The sequence below is a fragment of the Clavibacter sp. genome (assembly GCF_014802555.1).
Classification (GTDB): Bacteria; Actinomycetota; Actinomycetes; order Actinomycetales; family Microbacteriaceae; genus Clavibacter; species Clavibacter sepedonicus.
Map to the genome: position 1 here is coordinate 12,744 of NZ_JAAVCB010000076.1, position 18,487 is coordinate 31,230.

16 protein-coding genes are annotated in these 18,487 nt (G+C 72.8%); 10 read left to right on the plus strand and 6 right to left on the minus strand.

Going from position 1 to position 18,487, the window contains the following annotated elements; all coding sequences use genetic code 11:
* Nucleotides 1–2: 2 nt before the first annotated feature.
* Both HDR73_RS08490 and HDR73_RS08495 read left to right on the plus strand, forming a co-directional pair.
* Nucleotides 3–605 (plus strand): signal peptidase II, encoded by a 603-nt coding sequence (locus HDR73_RS08490; protein WP_012298570.1) that lies wholly within the window; start codon nucleotides 3–5, stop codon nucleotides 603–605.
* A 22-nt stretch (nucleotides 606–627) separates the two neighbouring features.
* On the plus strand, nucleotides 628–1,461 hold the full coding sequence (locus HDR73_RS08495; protein ID WP_012298571.1) for an aldo/keto reductase: 834 nt from the start codon (nucleotides 628–630) through the stop codon (nucleotides 1,459–1,461).
* Nucleotides 1,462–1,529: 68 nt separating this feature from the next.
* Here the strand turns inward: HDR73_RS08495 and HDR73_RS08500 are convergent, their stop codons facing one another.
* Complete coding sequence (locus tag HDR73_RS08500; protein ID WP_012298572.1) at nucleotides 1,530–2,252, minus strand: M50 family metallopeptidase; 723 nt, start codon at nucleotides 2,250–2,252, stop codon at nucleotides 1,530–1,532.
* 64 nt (nucleotides 2,253–2,316) lie between these two features.
* On the opposite strand from HDR73_RS08500, the gene HDR73_RS08505 reads away from it, so the two are divergent.
* Nucleotides 2,317–2,892, plus strand: a complete 576-nt coding sequence (locus HDR73_RS08505) for an adenine phosphoribosyltransferase (RefSeq protein WP_012298573.1) — start codon at nucleotides 2,317–2,319, stop codon at nucleotides 2,890–2,892.
* A gap of 67 nt (nucleotides 2,893–2,959) precedes the next feature.
* On the opposite strand, the gene HDR73_RS08510 is transcribed toward HDR73_RS08505, so the two are convergent.
* Nucleotides 2,960–4,225 carry a cobalamin-independent methionine synthase II family protein gene (locus tag HDR73_RS08510; protein WP_012298574.1) on the minus strand — a complete coding sequence of 422 codons (1,266 nt, stop codon included), beginning with the start codon at nucleotides 4,223–4,225 and terminating at the stop codon, nucleotides 2,960–2,962.
* 243 nt (nucleotides 4,226–4,468) lie between these two features.
* Here HDR73_RS08510 and HDR73_RS08515 point away from each other — a divergent pair, with 243 nt between their 5' ends.
* From HDR73_RS08515 to HDR73_RS08525, 3 genes are all read left to right on the plus strand, one after another.
* Entirely contained in the window at nucleotides 4,469–4,930 is a 462-nt protein-coding gene (locus HDR73_RS08515) for a VanZ family protein (protein ID WP_012298575.1), read from the plus strand.
* Nucleotides 4,931–5,059: 129 nt separating this feature from the next.
* Nucleotides 5,060–7,336: a HelD family protein gene (locus HDR73_RS08520; protein ID WP_174270077.1), complete on the plus strand. Its 2,277-nt coding sequence runs from the start codon at nucleotides 5,060–5,062 to the stop codon at nucleotides 7,334–7,336.
* A 90-nt stretch (nucleotides 7,337–7,426) separates the two neighbouring features.
* Entirely contained in the window at nucleotides 7,427–9,034 is a 1,608-nt protein-coding gene (locus HDR73_RS08525) for a DASS family sodium-coupled anion symporter (protein WP_106408637.1), read from the plus strand.
* Nucleotides 9,035–9,319: 285 nt separating this feature from the next.
* Here HDR73_RS08525 and HDR73_RS08530 read toward each other — a convergent pair whose 3' ends face one another.
* Nucleotides 9,320–10,051, minus strand: coding sequence for an HNH endonuclease family protein (locus HDR73_RS08530; RefSeq protein ID WP_106408638.1), 732 nt, complete (start codon nucleotides 10,049–10,051; stop codon nucleotides 9,320–9,322).
* Between the two features lie 23 nt (nucleotides 10,052–10,074).
* A complete protein-coding gene (locus HDR73_RS08535; RefSeq protein ID WP_223842736.1) occupies nucleotides 10,075–11,427 on the minus strand; it encodes an MFS transporter in 1,353 nt (450 codons plus the stop codon).
* A gap of 203 nt (nucleotides 11,428–11,630) precedes the next feature.
* Here HDR73_RS08535 and rpsO point away from each other — a divergent pair, with 203 nt between their 5' ends.
* Both rpsO and HDR73_RS08545 read left to right on the plus strand, forming a co-directional pair.
* Nucleotides 11,631–11,900 carry a 30S ribosomal protein S15 gene (gene rpsO / locus HDR73_RS08540; protein ID WP_012038735.1) on the plus strand — a complete coding sequence of 90 codons (270 nt, stop codon included), beginning with the start codon at nucleotides 11,631–11,633 and terminating at the stop codon, nucleotides 11,898–11,900.
* 476 nt (nucleotides 11,901–12,376) lie between these two features.
* Entirely contained in the window at nucleotides 12,377–14,650 is a 2,274-nt protein-coding gene (locus HDR73_RS08545) for a polyribonucleotide nucleotidyltransferase (protein ID WP_012298580.1), read from the plus strand.
* 69 nt (nucleotides 14,651–14,719) lie between these two features.
* Here HDR73_RS08545 and HDR73_RS08550 read toward each other — a convergent pair whose 3' ends face one another.
* Together HDR73_RS08550 and HDR73_RS08555 are read right to left on the minus strand one after the other, a co-directional pair.
* Entirely contained in the window at nucleotides 14,720–15,100 is a 381-nt protein-coding gene (locus tag HDR73_RS08550) for a hypothetical protein (RefSeq protein WP_012298581.1), read from the minus strand.
* Between the two features lie 22 nt (nucleotides 15,101–15,122).
* Nucleotides 15,123–15,653 (minus strand): YbhB/YbcL family Raf kinase inhibitor-like protein, encoded by a 531-nt coding sequence (locus HDR73_RS08555; RefSeq protein ID WP_012298582.1) that lies wholly within the window; start codon nucleotides 15,651–15,653, stop codon nucleotides 15,123–15,125.
* Between the two features lie 410 nt (nucleotides 15,654–16,063).
* Here HDR73_RS08555 and HDR73_RS08560 point away from each other — a divergent pair, with 410 nt between their 5' ends.
* Together HDR73_RS08560 and HDR73_RS08565 are read left to right on the plus strand one after the other, a co-directional pair.
* Entirely contained in the window at nucleotides 16,064–17,203 is a 1,140-nt protein-coding gene (locus HDR73_RS08560; protein ID WP_012298583.1) for an aldo/keto reductase, read from the plus strand.
* 296 nt (nucleotides 17,204–17,499) lie between these two features.
* Nucleotides 17,500–17,919, plus strand: a complete 420-nt coding sequence (locus tag HDR73_RS08565) for a hypothetical protein (protein ID WP_223842737.1) — start codon at nucleotides 17,500–17,502, stop codon at nucleotides 17,917–17,919.
* Nucleotides 17,920–18,487: the final 568 nt, after the last annotated feature.

The following is an 18,487-nucleotide window of genomic DNA, read 5'->3' on the forward strand; positions in this document are numbered from 1 at the left end:
GCGTGACCACCGCACCCCCCGCCGCACGCCGTCCCCGCACCTCCCGCCCCGTCGTCGTGGCGCTCGCGGTCGTCGTGGTGGTCGTGGGCTTCGTCCTCGACCAGCTCAGCAAGCGCTGGGCCGTCGACGCCCTCGGCGGCGGCGAGACCATCCCGCTGTTCCCGACCGCGCGGTTCGCGCTGGTCTACAACCCGGGCGTCTCCTTCGGCATGGGCGCCGAGGTCGGGCCGCTGCTCACCGTCGGGATCATGGCGCTCGCGCTCGGCCTCGCCGTGTGGGTCGGCTGGCAGATCCGCCACCGCGCCTCGCTCCTCCAGGTGCTGCTGCTCTCGGCCGTGCTCGCGGGCGCGCTCGGCAACCTGTTCGACCGCATCACCCGCGCCGAGGACGGCCCGCTGTCCGGCCACGTCGTCGACTTCATCGCCGTCGAGTGGTTCGCGGTCTTCAACGTGGCCGACATCCTCACGGTCTGCGGCATGATCGCGTGGGCCCTCACCACCGTCTTCGGGCGCGAACCCGGACCGGAGGAGCGCGACGACGACGCGGACGATGCGGCCGTCGCCTCGCCCGAGGGCGCCGGATCCGCACCCACCGACCGCGCCTGACGCCCCGGCGTAGCGTGAGGGGATGACCACGATCCCCACACTGGAACTGTCCGACGGGAACCGCATCCCCGCCATCGGCCTCGGCACGTACGGGTTGGACGACGACGCGGGCGCCGAGCTCGTGTCCGGCGCGATCGGCGCCGGCTACCGGCTGCTCGACACGGCGCTCAACTACGGCAACGAGGCCGCGGTGGGCGACGGGATGCGCCGCTCCGGCGTCCCGCGCGAGGAGCTCTTCCTCACCACCAAGCTGCCCGGCCGCCACCACGGCTACGACGAGACGCTCGCGTCCTTCGAGGAGTCGCGCGCGTCGCTCGGCGTCGACTACGTGGACCTGTACCTCATCCACTGGCCGAACCCGAGCGTCGACAGGTACGTCGACAGCTGGCGCGCGTTCGTCGAGCTGAAGGAGCGCGGTCTCGTGCGATCCATCGGCGTCTTGAACTTCACGCCCGCGCACCTCACGCGCATCCAGGAGGAGACGGGCGTGCTGCCCGTCGTCAACCAGGTGGAGCTGCACCCGACGTTCGCGCAGGCCGATCTCCGCGCGTTCCACGCCGAGCACGGCATCGTGACCGAGAGCTGGTCGCCGCTCGGCACCCGCGAGCAGCTCATGCAGGATCCGAACGTGGTGGCCGCCGCGGACGCGCACGGCGTCACCCCGACGCAGGCGGTGCTGCGCTGGCACATCCAGTGCGGCGCGCTTCCCATCCCGCGCTCGACGGATCCCGAGCGCCAGCGCCAGAACCTCGACGTCTTCGGCTTCGAGCTCACCGAGGAGGAGGTGCGCGCGATCGGCTCCGGTCCGCAGTCGCGCCTCTGGGACGGCGACCCGGACACGCACGAGGAGATGTAGGGACCTCCGTCCCGCCGCGGCCGTCGCGTCCCCCCGGGGCGCGGCGGCCGCGTCGCGTGCGGGGCGGGTCAGCGGCCGAGCAGCGCGGGGATCCCGAGCAGCACGACGCCCGCGACCAGGCACGCGGCGGCGATCAGCACGAGCACGCCGACCCAGAGGATCCCCGGCAGGTGCGTCAGCCGCCCGAGCTGGTCGGCGTCCGAGGCGCCGCCGCCGCGCCGGGAGCGCGACCGCTGCAGCTCGAGCGTTGCCCGCAGCGCGCCGAGCAGGAGGAACAGCGCGAGCGCGTGCGCCGCGACGCCCTGCACCACGATCGGCGCGGCACCCGCGATGACGCCGACCACGACGCCCGCGACGAGGCACGACCACAGGCCGAACCAGTTGCGCACCTGGATCACCACAAGCGCGAGCAGCACGAGCCAGAGCCACAGCACCGCCGCGGATCGACCCTGCCCGGCGAGCCACGCGGCGCCGAGGCCCGCCAGCGCGGGAGCCGGGTACCCGGCGAGCAGCGTCACGACCATGCCCGGCCCGCCGACGCTCACGGTGAGGCCCGAGGTGTCCGAGTGCAGCCGGATCCCCGCGAGCCGCCGCCCGCTGAGCGTCGCCGCGAGCCCGTGGCCGCCCTCGTGCACGATCGTGACGGCGTGACGCGTGAGCCGCCACGCGGCAGGCACGAGCACGAGCACCGCGGCGAGCGCGACGGCGATGAGCGCGGGCCCGGTCTCCAGCGGCGCCTCGACGGCGGTCGCGCGGGCGACGAGGTCGCGGACGATCTCGACGGGGTCCATGGGCGCTCCTCGGGACGGCGTGCGTGGACGCGGGGGTCGGGCGGGGGAGAGCCCAGCCGACCACATGCGCCTGACGGACCGCCGCCGTCCGGCCACCGACTACCGTTGTCGGGTGCCCGAGACCTCCGCATCCGACCTCGTCCGCTCCCTGCTGCTCACCGTCCCCGACTTCCCGCAGCCGGGGATCCTGTTCCGCGACCTGACGCCCGTGCTCGCCGACGGCGCCGGCTTGCGCGCCGTGGTCGACAACCTCGTGGCCGCCGGCGGTCCCGTCGACGCGGTGGCGGGCGTCGAGGCGCGCGGCTTCCTCCTTGCCGCGGCCGCCGCCTACGCGTCCGGCGTCGGCACGCTCGCCGTGCGCAAGGCGGGCAAGCTGCCCGGCGAGGTGCTCCGCGAGACGTACGCGCTGGAGTACGGCGAGGCCGCCATCGAGCTGCACCCGGGCCAGCTCGCGCCCGGATCCCGCGTGCTGCTCCTCGACGACGTGCTCGCCACCGGCGGCACCCTCGAGGCGGCCGCCCGCCTGCTGGAGCGCGCCGGCTACGAGGTCGCGGGCATCGGCGTCGTGCTCGAGCTCGCGGACCTCGGCGGTCGCGCGCGCCTCGCGGGCCACGACGTGCACGCGATCCTCTCGCTCTGACACCGCGTACGACGACGGAGGGCCGGACGCGCGATGCGTCCGGCCCTCCTCGCGTGCGGTGCCGGGATCAGCTCCAGAGCCTGCGGGTCGCGATCTCCGCGCCCTGTGCCAGGCTCTCGAGCTTCGCCCACGCGATCTGCGGGTGGATCCGGCCGCCGAGCCCGCAGTCGGTCGACGCGATCACCCGCTCCCGCCCCACGAGCCGGGCGTAGCGCTCGATCCGGTCGGCCACGAGCTCCGGGTGCTCGACCACGTTCGTCGCGTGCCCCACGACGCCGGGGACGATGAGCTTCCCGTCGGGCAGCTCCACGTCCTCCCACACCCGCCACTCGTGCTCGTGCCGCGCGTTCGCGCCCTCGAACGAGTACGCGCCCGCGTCGATCTCGAGCATCGTCCGCACCAGGTGCCGGAACTCGATGTCCGTCGTGTGCGGCCCGTGCCACGAGCCCCAGCAGAGGTGGAAGCGGATCCGCTCTGGCGGCAGCCCGCGCAGCGCGTGGTTGAGCGCCTCCACCCGGATGCGCGTGAACGCCAGGTAGTCCTCCACGCTCGGCTCCGGGTTGATCTGGTCCCAGTTCTCCGCGATCGACGGGTCGTCGATCTGCAGCACGAACCCCGCGTCGATGATCGCGACGTACTCCTCGCGCATCGCGTCGGCGCACGCCCAGATGAACTCCTCCTCCGTCGCGTAGTGCAGGTTGCCGATTCGCGACGCGCTGCCGGGGGAGAGGGAGGTGATGAAGCCCTCCTCGTACCCGTTCGCGTCGAGCGCCTGCTTCAGGTGCGCGATGTCGGCCTGGATGGCGTCGTGCCCCGTGTAGGAGACGGGCCCCGTGGCGCTCGGGAACTCGATGGGCGCGTCGCCCACGGTGATGCCGCTCGACGGATCCCGGTAGGCGTCGGCGAAGATCGTCCAGTCGCGGCGGTCGGGGAAGGTCGTCAACCGCACGTCCCCCGGCGAGCTGCGCACGGGCTCGGAGGAGAAGGGGCCGCCCGGCACGAGCTCGAGCCCGCTGAGGCGCTGGAACGAGTACGACCACCAGGCGCCGTAGTCGATCGCGCTCGACATGGCCTTGCCGTACTCGCCGTCGCCGGGCACGGTGATCCCGACCTCGCGCTGGCGGGCGACGAGGCCGTCGACCGCGTCGGCCAGCACGGCGTCGAGGCCGTCGTCGGCCGGGGCCGGAGCCGGGGCGGACGGGAAGGACGCCTGCCCGCCGACGAGCACGGCCTTCCTGCTGTCCGCGCGCGCCGCGTTGGCGGCGATGAGCGCGTCCGTCCGCGGCAGGCTGCCGGCGTGGGACGTCTGGATCCGGTCGGTGCTGTCGAGCATGGGGACCTCCGCGGGTCTCTCGTGCCGTCGGGCGGCCTCGCACGACCGCCCGCGGCGAGCGGGAACTGATCGCAGGCGGTGTCCGTCCGCGGATGCGGGTGGGACGCGAGGCTTCGCGGGATGCGCTGCACGCACATGCTCCCATCGGGTCATCCCCGAGGACCGGTCGGACGCAACAGGGCGTCATGGAACCGGCACCTCCGGCGGATCCGGCACCCAGGGGAATGCCCGGATGATGGACGGATGCTCCTCCGCCACCCCGTCCTCGGAACCGCCACGGCCCTGTACCTCGGCCTGGTCGCGTGGATCACGCTGTCGCCGGAGCCCTACGACCGCCGCCTCGACGGCTACCTCTTCCGTGCCCTCCGCGCCCTGCACCGCCACGACGGCACCTCGTGGATCACGTACTCCTCCGTCGAGGGCGCGGCGAACGTCGCGATGTTCCTGCCGGTCGGCATGTTCCTCGTGCTGCTCCTCGGCCGATCGCGCTGGTGGCTCGCGATCGCGCTCGGCGTCGGCCTGTCCGCGCTGATCGAGACCGCCCAGGCGTTCCTGCCCACGCGCGTCTCCGACGTCCGCGACCTCGTGCACAACGGCCTGGGCGCGCTCCTCGGCGTCGTGCTCGTGCTGATCCTCACGGCCCGCTCCGAGAACGCCCGCCGCCGCGCGCTCCGCCGGCGCCCGCAGCCCGCGTCCACGGTGTAGCAGCGCCTCGTCGGCACGCGCCGCTGACCCCGCGCGGCGCTCCGTCCGCGGCGCAGGCGGTCCCGCCCGCGGTCAGGGGACGCCCCCTCGGCTCGATAGGATTGACGCCGGATTCCAAGGGGTGTGCAGGTGACCGGTACGGAGCTGGAGCGCGAGCGGGCGTACGTCACCCGCCTCTACGGACGACTCGACGCGGTGCGCGCGGACACGCGGGACCAGCTGATCGCGGTGCGGGACAGCCCCACCGGCGGCACCCACCAGAACCGCTCCGAGCGGGACGCGTTCGCGCGCATCTACGAGGACCGGCTGCAGGCGCTCCGCGAGGTCGACGAGCGCCTCGTCTTCGGGCGCCTCGAGTTCGAGGACGGCCACCTGCCGGAGGACGAGCCGCGGGACGCCGCACCCGCGCGCACGGCAGGCGACGGGGATCCGGTCTACCGGTACATCGGCCGCATCGGCCTCCGCGACGACGACCTCCAGCCGCTCCTCCTCGACTGGCGCGTGCCCCAGGCGAGCGCCTTCTACCAGGCCACCGCCGCCACCCCGCTCGGCGCCCGCGCCCGCCGCCACCTCACCACGCGGGGCCGCGAGGTCGTGCACGTCGAGGACGAGGTGTTCGACCCGACGCTGCTCGACGAGGGCCGCACCAGCCTCCAGGGCGAGGGCGCGCTGCTGGCGGCGCTCGCCGCGGGTCGCACCGGCCGGATGAACGACATCGTCGCCACCATCCAGGCCGAGCAGGACCGCATCATCCGCTCCGACCTCCGCGGCGTGCTCGTCGTGCAGGGCGGTCCGGGCACCGGCAAGACCGCGGTCGCGCTGCACCGCGCGGCGTACCTCCTCTACTCCCACCGCGACCGGCTCGCCTCCTCGGGCGTGCTCGTCGTGGGTCCCAGCCGCTCGTTCCTCCAGTACATCGAGGCCGTGCTGCCGTCGCTCGGCGAGACGGGCGTGGTGCTCGCGAGCGTCGGCCAGCTCTACCCGGGCATCGACGCCGCGGGCGAGGATGCGCCCGAGGTCGCGGCCGTGAAGGGATCCGCCGAGATGGCCGGCCTCCTGCAGCGCGCCGTGCGCTCGCGCCAGGTCGTCCCCACCGAGGCCGTGACCCTCGACGTCAACGGCGAGCGCATCGTGCTCGAGCCGTCGCTCGTGGCCAATGCGCTCCGCCGCGCGCAGGACAGCCGGAAGCCGCACAACGAGGCGCGGCTGGTCTTCAACAAGGCGGCTCTCGGATCCCTCGCGCAGGTCCTCGCGTCGCAGATGCGCCGCAACGGCAGCGCCCTCGACGACAGCGACCTCGCCATGCTCCGCGAGGACCTCCGCACCTCCTACGACGTGAAGGTCGCGCTCAACACCGCGTGGCTCCCGCTCACCCCCGAGAAGCTGATCCAGGACCTGTACGCGCGCCCGAACTGGCTCGCCTCGCTCACCCCGCGGTGGAGCCCCGAGAAGCGCGCGCTCCTCCGCCGCGACCGCGACGCGCCGTTCACGATCGCCGACGTGCCCCTGCTCGACGAGGCCGCCGAGCTCCTCGGCGAGTTCAGCGCGCAGGCCGACGCGAGCGCGCGCGAGCGCGAGCAGCAGCGCCTCCGCGACATCGAGAACGCCGAGCAGGCCATCGAGAACATGGGCGTCGGCGGCATGGTCACGGCCGAGCGCCTCGCCGAGGGCTTCGCCGAGCAGGCCGCGCGGCGCACGACCGCCGAGCGCGCCGCATCCGACCGCACCTGGACCTACGGCCACATCGTGGTCGACGAGGCCCAGGAGCTCAGCCCCATGCAGTGGCGCGTGCTCCTCCGCCGCTGCCCGCTGCGCTCCTTCACGATCGTGGGCGACGTGGCGCAGGCCAGCTCCGCGGTCGGCGTCACCAACTGGCAGGACGCCCTCGGCCCGGTGCTGGGCCGCGAGTGGCGCCTCGAGGAGCTCACCGTCAACTACCGCACGCCCGCCCGGATCGCCGAGGCCGCCGAGCGCATGGCCATCGCGCACGGCCTCCCGGTCACCCGCTCGCGCGCCGTGCGCGAGGGCGAGCACCCCATCGACACGGTCGAGGTGGACGCCGACGAGGTGGTCTCGGCCGTGATCGACGTGGTCGACGAGGAGCGCGAGGGCGACGAGGCGGGGACGCTCGCCGTCATCGCCCGGGACGACCGCGTCGAGGAGCTGCACCGCGCGCTCGCCGAGCGCTTCGGATCCGCCGTGGGCATCGGCGTGGGCGGCCTCGGCCGGCCCATCGCGGTGCTCGGCTCGCAGGAGGCGAAGGGCCTCGAGTTCGACGTCGTCGTCATCGCGGAGCCCGACGAGATCCTCGCGCACACCTCGCGCGGCGCGGCCGGACTGTACGTCGCCATGACCCGGCCCACGCAGCGCCTGCACGTCGTCACGTCCACGGGCTTCACCGCCTGATCACGTCCGTTCGCGTCCCCGGCGGCGGGTTCGCGAACACTATGAGCACAAGTGGCATCCCCGGTCGCACGCGCGGAGGATGGGCCGGTCATGACCCGTCCTCCCGCGTCCTCCGGCCCCTCGTCCGCACCCGGTACCGGGACGGATCCCGGCCCCGGCGGAGCGCCGCGCGACGAGGCCGATCCGGTGCCGGACGGGGTCGCGTCGGTCGCCGAGGACGACGCGCCTGAGGCGCCCGACGCGCCTGCCGCATCCGCCGCCGCCCGCCGCGCGCACCGCTCGCGCGCGATTCAGGTCGTCGTCATCGTGGCCGTGGCCGTGGCCGTCGCCGTCGGCATCGCGCTCGTCCCGCCGCCCGCCGGGGTCGACCCGCGCGGCATGCACATGGCCGGCATCTTCGTCGGCACCGTCCTCGCGCTGATCCTCCAGCCGCTGCCGACCGCGCCCGTCGCGCTGGTCGGCCTCGCGGTCGCCATGCTCACCGGCACCATGACCACCGACGGCGAGGCGCTCGTCGGCTTCGCGAACCCCACGATCTGGCTCATCGTCGCGTCGTTCTTCATCGCGGACGGCTTCCTCGTCACGGGCCTCGGCCGCCGCATCGCCCTCGTCTTCGTGTCGCGGCTGGGCGGATCCAGCCTCGGCCTCGCGTACGGCATGGCGCTCACCGACCTCGTGCTCGCGCCTGCGACGCCGTCGAACACCGCGCGGGCGGGCGGCGTCGTCTACCCGATCGTCGCGTCGCTCAGCCGCGTGCAGGGATCTACCCCCGAATCGGACGCGTCGCGCCGCCGCCTCGGCTCCTACCTCGCGCTCACGAGCGTGCAGGTCAACACCGTCACCTCCGCGATGTTCGTCACGGCCATGGCGGGCAACCCCGTCGCGCAGAAGGCCGCGGCCGACCTCGGCATCGAGGTCACCTGGGGCGGCTGGGCGCTCGCGGCGCTCGTCCCCGGCCTCCTGAGCCTGGTCGTCGTGCCGTGGGCGATGTCGCGCGTCTACCCGCCGACGCTCACCCGCACGCCCGAGGCGCCGGCCCATGCACGCGAGGAGCTGCGCGGCCTCGGACCGCTGTCGGGCCACGAGCGCATCATGGCCGCCACCTTCGTGCTGCTCCTCGTGCTCTGGTGCGGCGGATCCCTGCTCGGCATCCCCGCGACCGCCGCGGCGTTCGGCGGCATCGCCGTGCTCCTCGTGACGGGCGTCCTCACGTGGTCGCACCTCGCCGCGAACGCCTCGGCCTGGTCGACGCTCATCTTCTTCGCGGTGCTCGTGGGCATGGCCGACCAGCTCGACGCGCTCGGCGTCATCGACCTCGTGGGCGGCGCGGTGTCCGGATCCGTCGGCGGTCTGCCCTGGCCGTGGGCCTTCGCGGTGCTCGCGCTCGTGTACTTCTTCTCGCACTACCTCTTCGCGTCGAACACGGCGCACATCGTCGCCATGTACGCGGTCTTCCTCGGCGCCGCGGTCGCGACGGGCACTCCGCCGCTGTTCGCCGCGCTCGTGCTCGGCTTCATCGGCAACCTCTTCGGCGGCATCTCGCACTACGCGTCGGGGCCGTCCGGCGTGGTCTTCGGATCCGGCTACGTCACGACGAAGGAGTGGTTCCGCGTCGGCTTCGTGATGGCGGTGGTGCTCATCGTGATTTGGGGCGTCGTCGGCACCGCCTGGATGGGCGTGCTCGGCCTCCTGGCCTGACGCTCCGTCCGCGCCGGCGGCCCGAGGGCATGGAGATGGGCCGACCCGATGACAGGCCGGCCCTGCGGTCATGGTCCCGGCGCCGAGACCCCTCTCCATGCGCCGTCCGTGCGACCGCTCTCCCCATGGCATCCGGACCAGTGGTGCATCGCGTCTCGGGTGGTCCGGAGCATTGCACTCTCTTCGGACCGGGCGCGCGATCGGTTGGGCCCTGCAGGTGACGGGACCCTGTACGCCGGCCCCGCGCGCCGGGCGCCGACGCATCGAGCGTCGACGCGCCGAGCCTCAGCGCACGGGCGCCGGCCAGCCCACGTCGTCGGAGGTGAGGAGCGGCGCGTCGCCGCACCCGTCGAGCACGTGCGCCATCGCGTCATGCTCCGCGCGCGTCACGCTGAGCTCGGTGCGCACCTTGATGGCGACCTGCCGCGCCACGAGAGCGCATGCGTCAGCGGGATCCTCGGGCAGCCACGCGTCGGCCGTCGCGTCGGACTTCGCGTTGTTCTCGGCGGCGGACGCGGCGACCAGCTCGAGCGGGTCGTTCGCGAACGCCGCGCGGTAGTCGGCGTCCCAGCGCCATGCGCCGGAGGACCACGCGTCCGACAGCGACACGACGTGGTCGATCTGCACCGCCTCCGGGTCGCGCGACCGGTCGAACGACACCCGCGCCCCCGAGTACGGATCCTCCAGCACGCCCGCCTGCACGACGCAGCCGCGCGTGCCGCTGCGGATCTCCGCGTCGGCGAGGTCGCGCCGCAGCACGTCGTTGCGGGTGTCGCAGCCGTTGCGGTCGACGTCGGTGCGCCAGGCGAAGGACTCGCGGTCGTAGCCGGGCACGCGCTCGTCCGTCCGCACCTCGAGCCCCTGGAGGGCGAGGCGCGCGGATCCGGTCGACCCCGGCTCCGCGCCGAGCCCCGACGTGCTGCCGCCGGCCTGCCCGGATCCGGTGCCCGGATCACCGCGCCACTGCACGAGCCCCGCGACGATCACGATGACGAGCGCCGCCAGCGTCACGAGCACGGGCGTCCGCCTCCTCCGCCGCGTCACGGGGTGGGGTTCCGGGAGTCGTAGTGCTCGAACGACGGCAGCGCGCGGATCAGGGTCCACACCACCACCGCGATCAGCAGCCCGCCCACGAGCGACGGCACCCACAGGGCCGCGAACAGCGTGACGATTCCGATGTACGCGTCGCCGAGCCGCGGCCCGCCGGTCACCACCACGATGAAGATGCCCTGCAGCCGTCCGCGCATGTTGTCGGGCACCGCGGTCTGCAGCATGGTGTTGCGGAAGATGGAGGAGATGTTGTCGGCGGCTCCCGTGAGCGCGAGCAGCACGGAGGCCGCGACGATGCCGGGGATGCTCGCGTCCTCGATGCGCGACCCGATGCCGTGCAGCACGCCCGGCTTCGACGCGAGGAGCAGCACGACGCCGAACCCCGCGGTGGAGAGGCCGTAGGCGACGATGGCGAGGCGGATGGCCCGGCCGTGCCGCGTGACCCGCCCGACGGATCCGCTCAGCACGCTGCTCACGAGGCTGCCGACCGCGCCGGCCGCGGTGAGGATCCCGACGGTCACCGGCCCGCCGCCGAGCACGACCGCGCCCACCGCCGGGAACAGCACGCGGGGCTGCCCGAGCGTCATGGCGATGATGTCGACGATGAACGACATCCGGATGTTCGGCGCGGTCTTCAGGAACCCGAGCCCGTACCTGATGGATGCCAGCCCCGGCCGCTGCACCTCGCCCTCGGGCGCGATCCGCGGCAGCGCGAGCACCCCCGTGAACGCCGCGAGGAACAGCACGGCATCGACCGTGTAGGTCCACTGGAACCCGACCGACGCGACGAGCACGCCCGCGAGCGCCGGCCCGACCGTGACCATGACGCCCAGGCTGATCCCGCCGAGCGCGCTGGCCGCGGGCAGCAGGTGCGGCGGGAGGATGCGGGGGAGGATCGCCTGCCGGCTCGTGCCGATGACCGTCGCCGCGACCGCGTTGAGGATGCTCAGCGCGTAGAGCGACCACACCGTCTCCGCGTGCGTCCAGGCGAGCGCCGCCAGCACGATGGTCGACCCCCACGCCACGCACGACGCGATGAGCGCGACCTTCCGCCGGTCGAACGCGTCCGCGAGCATGCCGCCGTAGAGGCCCGCGATGATCATCGGCAGCAGCGACAGCACACCCACGAGGGCGACGGAGCCGGTGGATCCCGTCAGCTCGTACACGTGCAGCCCGATGGCGACGACCGTCATCTGGCTGCCGATGCCGGCGATCGCGTTGCCGGCCCAGAGCCGGGCGAACGCCGGGCTCTCCGTGAGCGGCGACAGGTCGACGAAGTGGCTGCCGCGCACCTGCCGCTCGTCGGGGATCGGGATGGGGGAGGTCTCGGGCGGGGTGCTCACGTGTCGCTGCGTCGTCTCTCTAGAGTGGGTTTCCACGCTAGCCGAGTCCGCCGACGCCGCCTCGCGCCGGGCGGCCTCGGGCCCCGGGAGCGGCCCCGCCCTCTGGTATGGTCGTGAGGTTGCCGTCTGAACGGCCGCGGATCAAGAGAGCTCGCACATCCTGTGACGGGCGCCGCGCAACGAACACGAGAGGGGATCATCACATGGCTCTGGAAGCAGACGTCAAGAAGGCGATCATCGACGAGTACGCGACCCACCCCGGTGACACCGGATCCCCCGAGGTGCAGATCGCGCTCCTCACCAAGCGGATCACGGGCCTCACCGAGCACCTCAAGGAGCACAAGCACGACCACCACACGCGTCGTGGCCTGCTCCTCCTGGTCGGCCAGCGTCGTCGTCTCCTCGGCTACCTGTCCAACGTCGACATCGAGCGCTACCGCGCCCTGATCGCGCGCCTGGGCATCCGCCGCTGACACGCACCACGCGTCGCTGATCGCATCGCGACCGAGCGGACGAGCCGTCACCCTCCGGGGTGGCGGCTCGTCTCGCGTTAATGTCCGCGACGCCCGCCCGACACCCGGCGATCCCCGTCCTCCCGAGCCCGCGAGGGGCCGGGTGCTACCATGGTCGGAGTGATCCAGCGGACGCCCAGCGTCACGATGCGATCACGACAGATGGAGCTGGCCGGCAGGAGCTGGTCGTTGGTGGTGGTATTCCGAGTCGCTCGGAGCATTCCCACTGATGGCCAGACATGCGCCCGCCGCCGTCGGCCACCGGCCGGCGAGCGGAACCAGCCGCGCACGTGCACCCGGGATCCGCATCAGGCGGGCGCCGCGGTGTCGCCTCGCCCGCTCCTCCTCTGTCGCAGGAGGTCCGCATCCACACGGGATGCAGGACGAGCGCCCGACGGGCGTCGCCGAGAGGCGCAACACGAAGGAGAGAGACCTCAATGGAAGGTCCAGAGATCAAGTTCGCCGAGGCAGTCCTCGACAACGGCAAGTACGGAACCCGCACGGTCCGGTTCGAGGCCGGCCGCCTCGCGCAGCAGGCGCAGGGCGCGGTCGCCGCGTACCTCGACGAGGACACGATGCTGCTGTCCGCCACCTCGGTGGGCAAGCACCCGAAGGACAACTTCGACTTCTTCCCCCTGACCATCGACGTCGAGGAGCGCAGCTACGCCGCGGGCAAGATCCCCGGCTCGTTCTTCCGCCGCGAGGGCCGCCCCTCCACCGAGGCGATCCTCGTCTGCCGCCTCATCGACCGGCCGCTGCGCCCGTCGTTCATCACGGGCCTCCGCAACGAGGTCCAGGTCGTCATCACCGTCCTGAGCATCGCGCCCGACGAGTTCTACGACAGCCTCGCCATCAACGCGGCCAGCGCCTCCTCCATGCTCTCGGGCATCCCGTTCTCGGGCCCCATCGCGGGTGTGCGCCTCGCGCTCATCGGCGACCAGTGGGTCGTCTTCCCGAAGCACTCGCAGCTCAAGGAGGCCGTCTTCGACATCACCGTCGCCGGCCGCGTCGTCACCGACGCCCAGGGCAACGAGGACGTCGCGATCATGATGGTCGAGGCCGAGGCCACCGAGGGTGCCTGGGACCTCATCCAGGCCGGCGCCACCAAGCCCGACGAGGCCGTCGTCGCGCAGGGCCTCGAGGCCGCGAAGCCGTTCATCCGCCAGCTCGTCGCTGCGCAGGCCTCGCTCGCGCAGCAGGCCGCGAAGCCCACCGTCGACTACCCGGTCTTCCTGCCGTACGCGCAGCAGTCCTACGACGCGGTCTCCGCCCTCGCCCTCGAGGAGCTCGGCACCGTGTACCGGATCGCCGACAAGATCGAGCGCCAGGACGCCGACGACGCCCTCAAGACCCGCACCAAGGAGGCCGTGGCCGCCAAGGTCGAGGCCGGCGAGCTGCCGCAGTCGGCGCTCACCGAGTTCTCGGCGGCGTACAAGTCCGTCACGAAGACGGTCGTCCGCGGCCGGATCCTCCGCGACGGCATCCGCATGGACGGTCGCGGCCTCGCCGACATCCGCCCGCTCGACGCCGAGGTGCAGGTCATCCCGCGCGTCCACGGCTCGGCCATCTTCCAGCGCGGCGAGACTCAGATCCTGGGCGTCACCACGCTGAACATGCTCAAGATGGAGCAGCAGATCGACTCGCTGAGCCCCGTCACCAAGAAGCGCTTTATGACCCACTACAACTTCCCGCCGTACTCCACCGGCGAGACCGGTCGCGTCGGGTCGCCGAAGCGTCGCGAGATCGGGCACGGCTTCCTGGCCGAGCGCGCCCTCGTGCCGGTGCTGCCGAGCCGCGAGGACTTCCCCTACGCGATCCGCCAGGTGTCCGAGGCCCTCGGGTCCAACGGCTCCACCTCGATGGGCTCCGTCTGCGCCTCGACCCTGTCGCTGCTGAACGCGGGTGTGCCGCTGCGCGCGCCCGTCGCCGGCATCGCCATGGGCCTCGTTTCCGACACCGTCGACGGCCAGGTCCGCTACGCGGCCCTCACCGACATCCTCGGTGCGGAGGACGCGCTCGGCGACATGGACTTCAAGGTCGCCGGCACGTCGGAGTTCGTCACGGCCATCCAGCTGGACACGAAGCTCGACGGCATCCCGACGTCGGTCCTCGACGGTGCGCTCAAGCAGGCGAAGGAGGCCCGCACGGCGATCCTCGGCGTGCTGAACCAGGCCATCGACGCCCCCGACGAGATGGCCCCGACCGCGCCCCGCGTGATCTCGGTCAACATCCCCGTCGACAAGATCGGCGAGCTCATCGGCCCCAAGGGCAAGACGATCAACGCCATCCAGGACGAGACCGGCGCCGACATCTCCATCGAGGAGGACGGCGCCGTGTACATCGGCGCCGTCGACGGCCCGTCGGCGGAGGCCGCGCGTGCGCAGGTCAACGCCATCGCGAACCCGACGAACCCCGAGGTCGGCGAGTCCTTCCTCGGCACCGTCGTCAAGATCGCGACGTTCGGCGCGTTCGTCTCGCTGCTCCCCGGCAAGGACGGCCTGCTGCACATCAGCGAGGTCCGCAAGCTCGCCGGCGGCAAGCGCGTCGAGAACGTGGAGGACGTGCTCGGCGTCGGCCAGAAGATCCTGGTGGAGATCACCAAGATCGACGACCGCGGCAAGCTGTCCCTCGCTCCCGTGATGGAGGAGGCCGCCGATCAGGAGGGCTCCGCCGCCGCGAGCGACGGCCCCGAGGCCCCCGCGGAGGGCTAGGCCCTCTCGCACCCGCACGAAACGGATGCCCGTCCCACCTCGGTGGGGCGGGCATCCGTCATGTGCGGGCTACTTCCCGTCGTTCGGATCCGTCGGGTACGGCACGTCCTGGGCGGGCGGTGCCGAGAGGGACGGGGCCGGTGTCGGATCGGCGGACGGGCTCGGTGCGGGCGTCGGCGCGGGCTCGTCCGTCGGCGTCGGATCCGGGCTCGTCGGCGTCGGCTTCCGTGTCGGCGTCGGCGTGATGCCGGGCGTCGTGCCGGGCTCGCCGGTCGTGGGGACCGGGGTCACCGGCTCGTCGCCGCCCTGCGACACCGTGATCGCCGTGACGACCCCGGCGATCACGAGGACGGCGGCCACGATCGCGAGGACCAGCGCGAGGCGCCGGGGCCGGGCGCGGGCGGCGTCGCCCTCGCCTTCGTCCGCCGGTCGTCCGCCCGCTTCGGTCATGTCATCGCCCCGATCCGGTCGCTCAGTCCGCGACGTTGATCGTGGTGCCCATGAGCTGGGCGCGCCCGATCACGTGCGGGAGCATCAGGAAGCCGAGCATCGCGGGGGTCGCGCCCTCGGGGATGTCCAGCGACTCGACGTCGAGCGCGGTGACGGTGAAGAAGTAGCGGTGCGTGCCGTGGCCCGCGGGCGGCGTCGCCCCGAAGAACCGCGTCTCTCGCGCGTCGTTGTGCAGGGTCACGGCGCCGTCGGGCAGGAGGCCCGCATCCGGATCGCCCGCGCCGCCGGGCAGCGACGTGGTGGTCGCGGGGATCCCGCGCACCGCCCAGTGCCAGAAGCCGCTCCCGGTCGGGGCGTCGGGGTCGTACATGGTGAGCACGTAGCTGCGGGTCGCGGTGGGCGCGCCCGTCCAGTTGAGGGCGGGGGAGCGGTCCTCACCACCCTGTCCGGCACCGCGCGCGGACTGGGGCAGCGCTGCCCCGTCGGCGAAGTCGGGGCTGGTGAGGTGGAAGGGGGCGGCGTCCGGCAGGCGGTGCAGCGGGTCGTTGGGCACGTGGGTTCCTCTCGGTGGTGCTGACCGCTCCAGCCTCGCACGGCGGGCAGGGTCGCAGCCGGAATCGTCCGACCACCGTCTCGGGGCGGCCTCGGTGCGACGCGCGCGGTGGCCTGTGCCGCGGCGGGGACCCCCGAAGAGGGGCTGGGTCGCGACGCGGATGCCTCGTTAGCGTGGTCGGTGCGGGGAGGTCCACGGGACCACCCGCCTTCGGGGGACGCATCGGGGGATGCAGACCGCCGAGGGGTGCCGGGATCGGGGGATCCGCGGCACCCCTTCCGGCGTCGCCCCGTCCTCGGCCACCGGCCCATCGGCTGTCGCCGTGCCATCGGTGTCCCGTTGGCGAACGGCGGCGCGCGCAGAGCCTTGGTACGCAAACCGTTCGCCTGCTGAGCGGTATCCTCGGGAGTGTGACGACGTCCTCCCCCTCCGCCTCCGACGTCGTGCCCGGATCGCCGCCCCGCCGGCGTCGCGGGGGCCCGCTCGTCCCGCGTCGTTCGCGCCCGACCGACACGACGACCCCGTCCGGCACCATCGTCGAGACCACCGTCCAGGCGGCCGGCGCCATCGTCCTCGAGGCCTCCGCCGCGGAGCCCGGCCTGCGCACCGGCGGGAGCATCCCGCAGCCGGCCCGCCGCTGCGCCATCGGCGACACCGACCTCCGCGTCTTCCCGCTCGCGCTCGGCGGCAACGTCTTCGGCTGGACGGCCGGCTCCGAGGACACCTCCGCGATCCTCGACCGGTACCAGGAGGCGGGCGGCAACTTCATCGACACCGCCGACTCCTACGCCAGCGGCCGGAGCGAGCACATGATCGGGTCGTGGATGCGCGAGCGCCGCAACCGCGACTCCATGGTCGTGGCCACCAAGATCGGCAAGAGCGAGGACTTCCCGGGCCTCGGCGGATCCCGCATCGAGCGCGCCGTCGACGCCAGCCTGTCGCGGCTCGGCACGGACCACATCGACCTCCTCTACTTCCACTGGGACGACATCGACGTCCCGCTCGAGGAGAGCCTCGCCGCCGCCGGCCGCCTCATCGCGTCGGGCAAGGTCCGGCACCTCGCGGCGTCGAACTACGCCGCCGAGCGCCTGCTGCACGCGCGCATCATGGGCGGGCTGTACGACGCACCGCGGTTCGTCGCCCTGCAGACGCACTACAACCTCGTCAACCGCGCGCCCTATGAGTCGGCGTACCTCGACGTCGTGCGCGGGCAGCAGCTCGCGGTGATGCCCTACTTCGCGCTCGCGAACGGCTTCCTCACGGGCAAGTACCGCACGCGCGATGCGGTGCGCGATGGCGCCCGCGGAGCCCGGGCGGCTGCCTACCTCACTCGCCGCGGCCTCCGGGTGCTCACCGCCCTCGACGAGATCGCTGACCACCACTCGACGAGCGTCGCGACGATCGCTCTGGCCTGGCTCCTCGCCAAGCCGGGCGTCGTCGCACCCGTCGCGAGCGCGAGCCGCCCGGAGCAGGTGCACGACCTGGTGCAGGCGGCCCACGTGCAGCTCTCGCGCCACGACGTGGCCCGGCTCGACCGCGCGTCGGAGTAGTCGTCCCCAGGGTGCCGCCGGCCCGGCTCACCCTCGGATGTGGAGGGCGGCCGTCCTGTTCGCGTTCCGGCGGCTAGCTTTCCTGGACCCGCGATGCCCGGTGCTTTAGCGCCCGCCTGTTCGCGCGGGTTCCGTACGGCCCGGGGGAGACGACCTTGCACGAGCGACCGCGCATTCCGCTGCGACCACGAGGGGGAGCGATAGCTGCATCGCTGGCCGTCCTCGTCACGAGCCTGCTGCTCACTGGATGCGTCACGGCATCGGCCCCGACGCCCGTGCCCGCTCCGGCTCCTTCCTTGACCCAGGATCAGCAGGACGACGCGGCGTTCCACGACGTCTTCATGCGGTACGTCGACCTCGACGCGAACACCCTCACCGATCAGGATCTCGCGGCTCTGCTCACGGGGAGCGTGTTGAAAAGCGAGCAAGCGGGGCTCCACAAGGCACGCGAGCAGGGGCAGCGAACCGACGGTCAGGAGCTGGTGTCGGAGTTCGAGGTCACGGATCGCGGCATCGACCCGCAGGGAGCGCAGTACATGACTGCCCAGGTCTGCCTTGACATCGGTGGCACGAGGATCATTGACTCGAACGGTGCGGATGTGACGCCCGATCGTGCGGTCCGCCAGTCCCTGCAGGTGAAGGCCATCAAATCCGGCGATGCACTCTGGCGTATCAGCGACATCGTGCGCAATGAGGACGTGCACGCATGCGGTTGAGTCTGCTCGCACCCGTGGTGGCTCTGGTCCTCGCCTTGTCGTCTGCTCTCGTCGCCCAAGCGGAATCAGCGGACGATCCCTGCAGCGTCAAATTCGGCGGTGAAGGCATCTGCACGACAGGAGGCATCCAGGGCGGAGGAGTGGGCTTGCAAGCCGAGAACACCCGCGCGGGGGTCGCTTTCTCCTCCCGTGCAGGTGGTCATTCGCCGACTGATCCCCTACAACCCACACCGTCTACATCGCACCCGGCGGCGCCGCCTCCGGTGCCGCGTGGGCGGATGGCGGCGGATGTGGACGTGCCGTGCAGCCCGAGTGCGCGCCTGTCAGGCGGGGGGCTGTGCTCGGACGGGCAGCATGCGTTCTTGCCGCCGGCGAAGGCGCCGACGAAGCCCGCGGATCCGGCTCCGGTAGTCGCGGCGACACCAGGGGTGTCCTTGGCGGATGTGGCGCAGTTCGTGCCGCGGGATGCGTCGATCCGGTCGCAGCCGAACGGGTGGGCGATCGTCGGGGCACCGGTGAACCTGTTCACCGATGCGACCACGCAGGTGGTCGGCGGGACGTTGCTGGG

Bases quoted from the DNA above. Each gene is read 5' to 3' on its own strand.
- HDR73_RS08495 (WP_012298571.1), top strand. From the start codon at position 628: ATGACCACGATCCCCACACTGGAACTGTCCGACGGGAACCGCATCCCC.
- HDR73_RS08500 (WP_012298572.1), bottom strand. From the start codon at position 2,252: ATGGACCCCGTCGAGATCGTCCGCGACCTCGTCGCCCGCGCGACCGCC.
- HDR73_RS08505 (WP_012298573.1), top strand. From the start codon at position 2,317: ATGCGCCTGACGGACCGCCGCCGTCCGGCCACCGACTACCGTTGTCGG.
- HDR73_RS08510 (WP_012298574.1), bottom strand. From the start codon at position 4,225: ATGCTCGACAGCACCGACCGGATCCAGACGTCCCACGCCGGCAGCCTG.
- HDR73_RS08515 (WP_012298575.1), top strand. From the start codon at position 4,469: ATGCTCCTCCGCCACCCCGTCCTCGGAACCGCCACGGCCCTGTACCTC.
- HDR73_RS08525 (WP_106408637.1), top strand. From the start codon at position 7,427: ATGACCCGTCCTCCCGCGTCCTCCGGCCCCTCGTCCGCACCCGGTACC.
- rpsO (WP_012038735.1), top strand. From the start codon at position 11,631: ATGGCTCTGGAAGCAGACGTCAAGAAGGCGATCATCGACGAGTACGCG.
- HDR73_RS08545 (WP_012298580.1), top strand. From the start codon at position 12,377: ATGGAAGGTCCAGAGATCAAGTTCGCCGAGGCAGTCCTCGACAACGGC.
- HDR73_RS08550 (WP_012298581.1), bottom strand. From the start codon at position 15,100: ATGACCGAAGCGGGCGGACGACCGGCGGACGAAGGCGAGGGCGACGCC.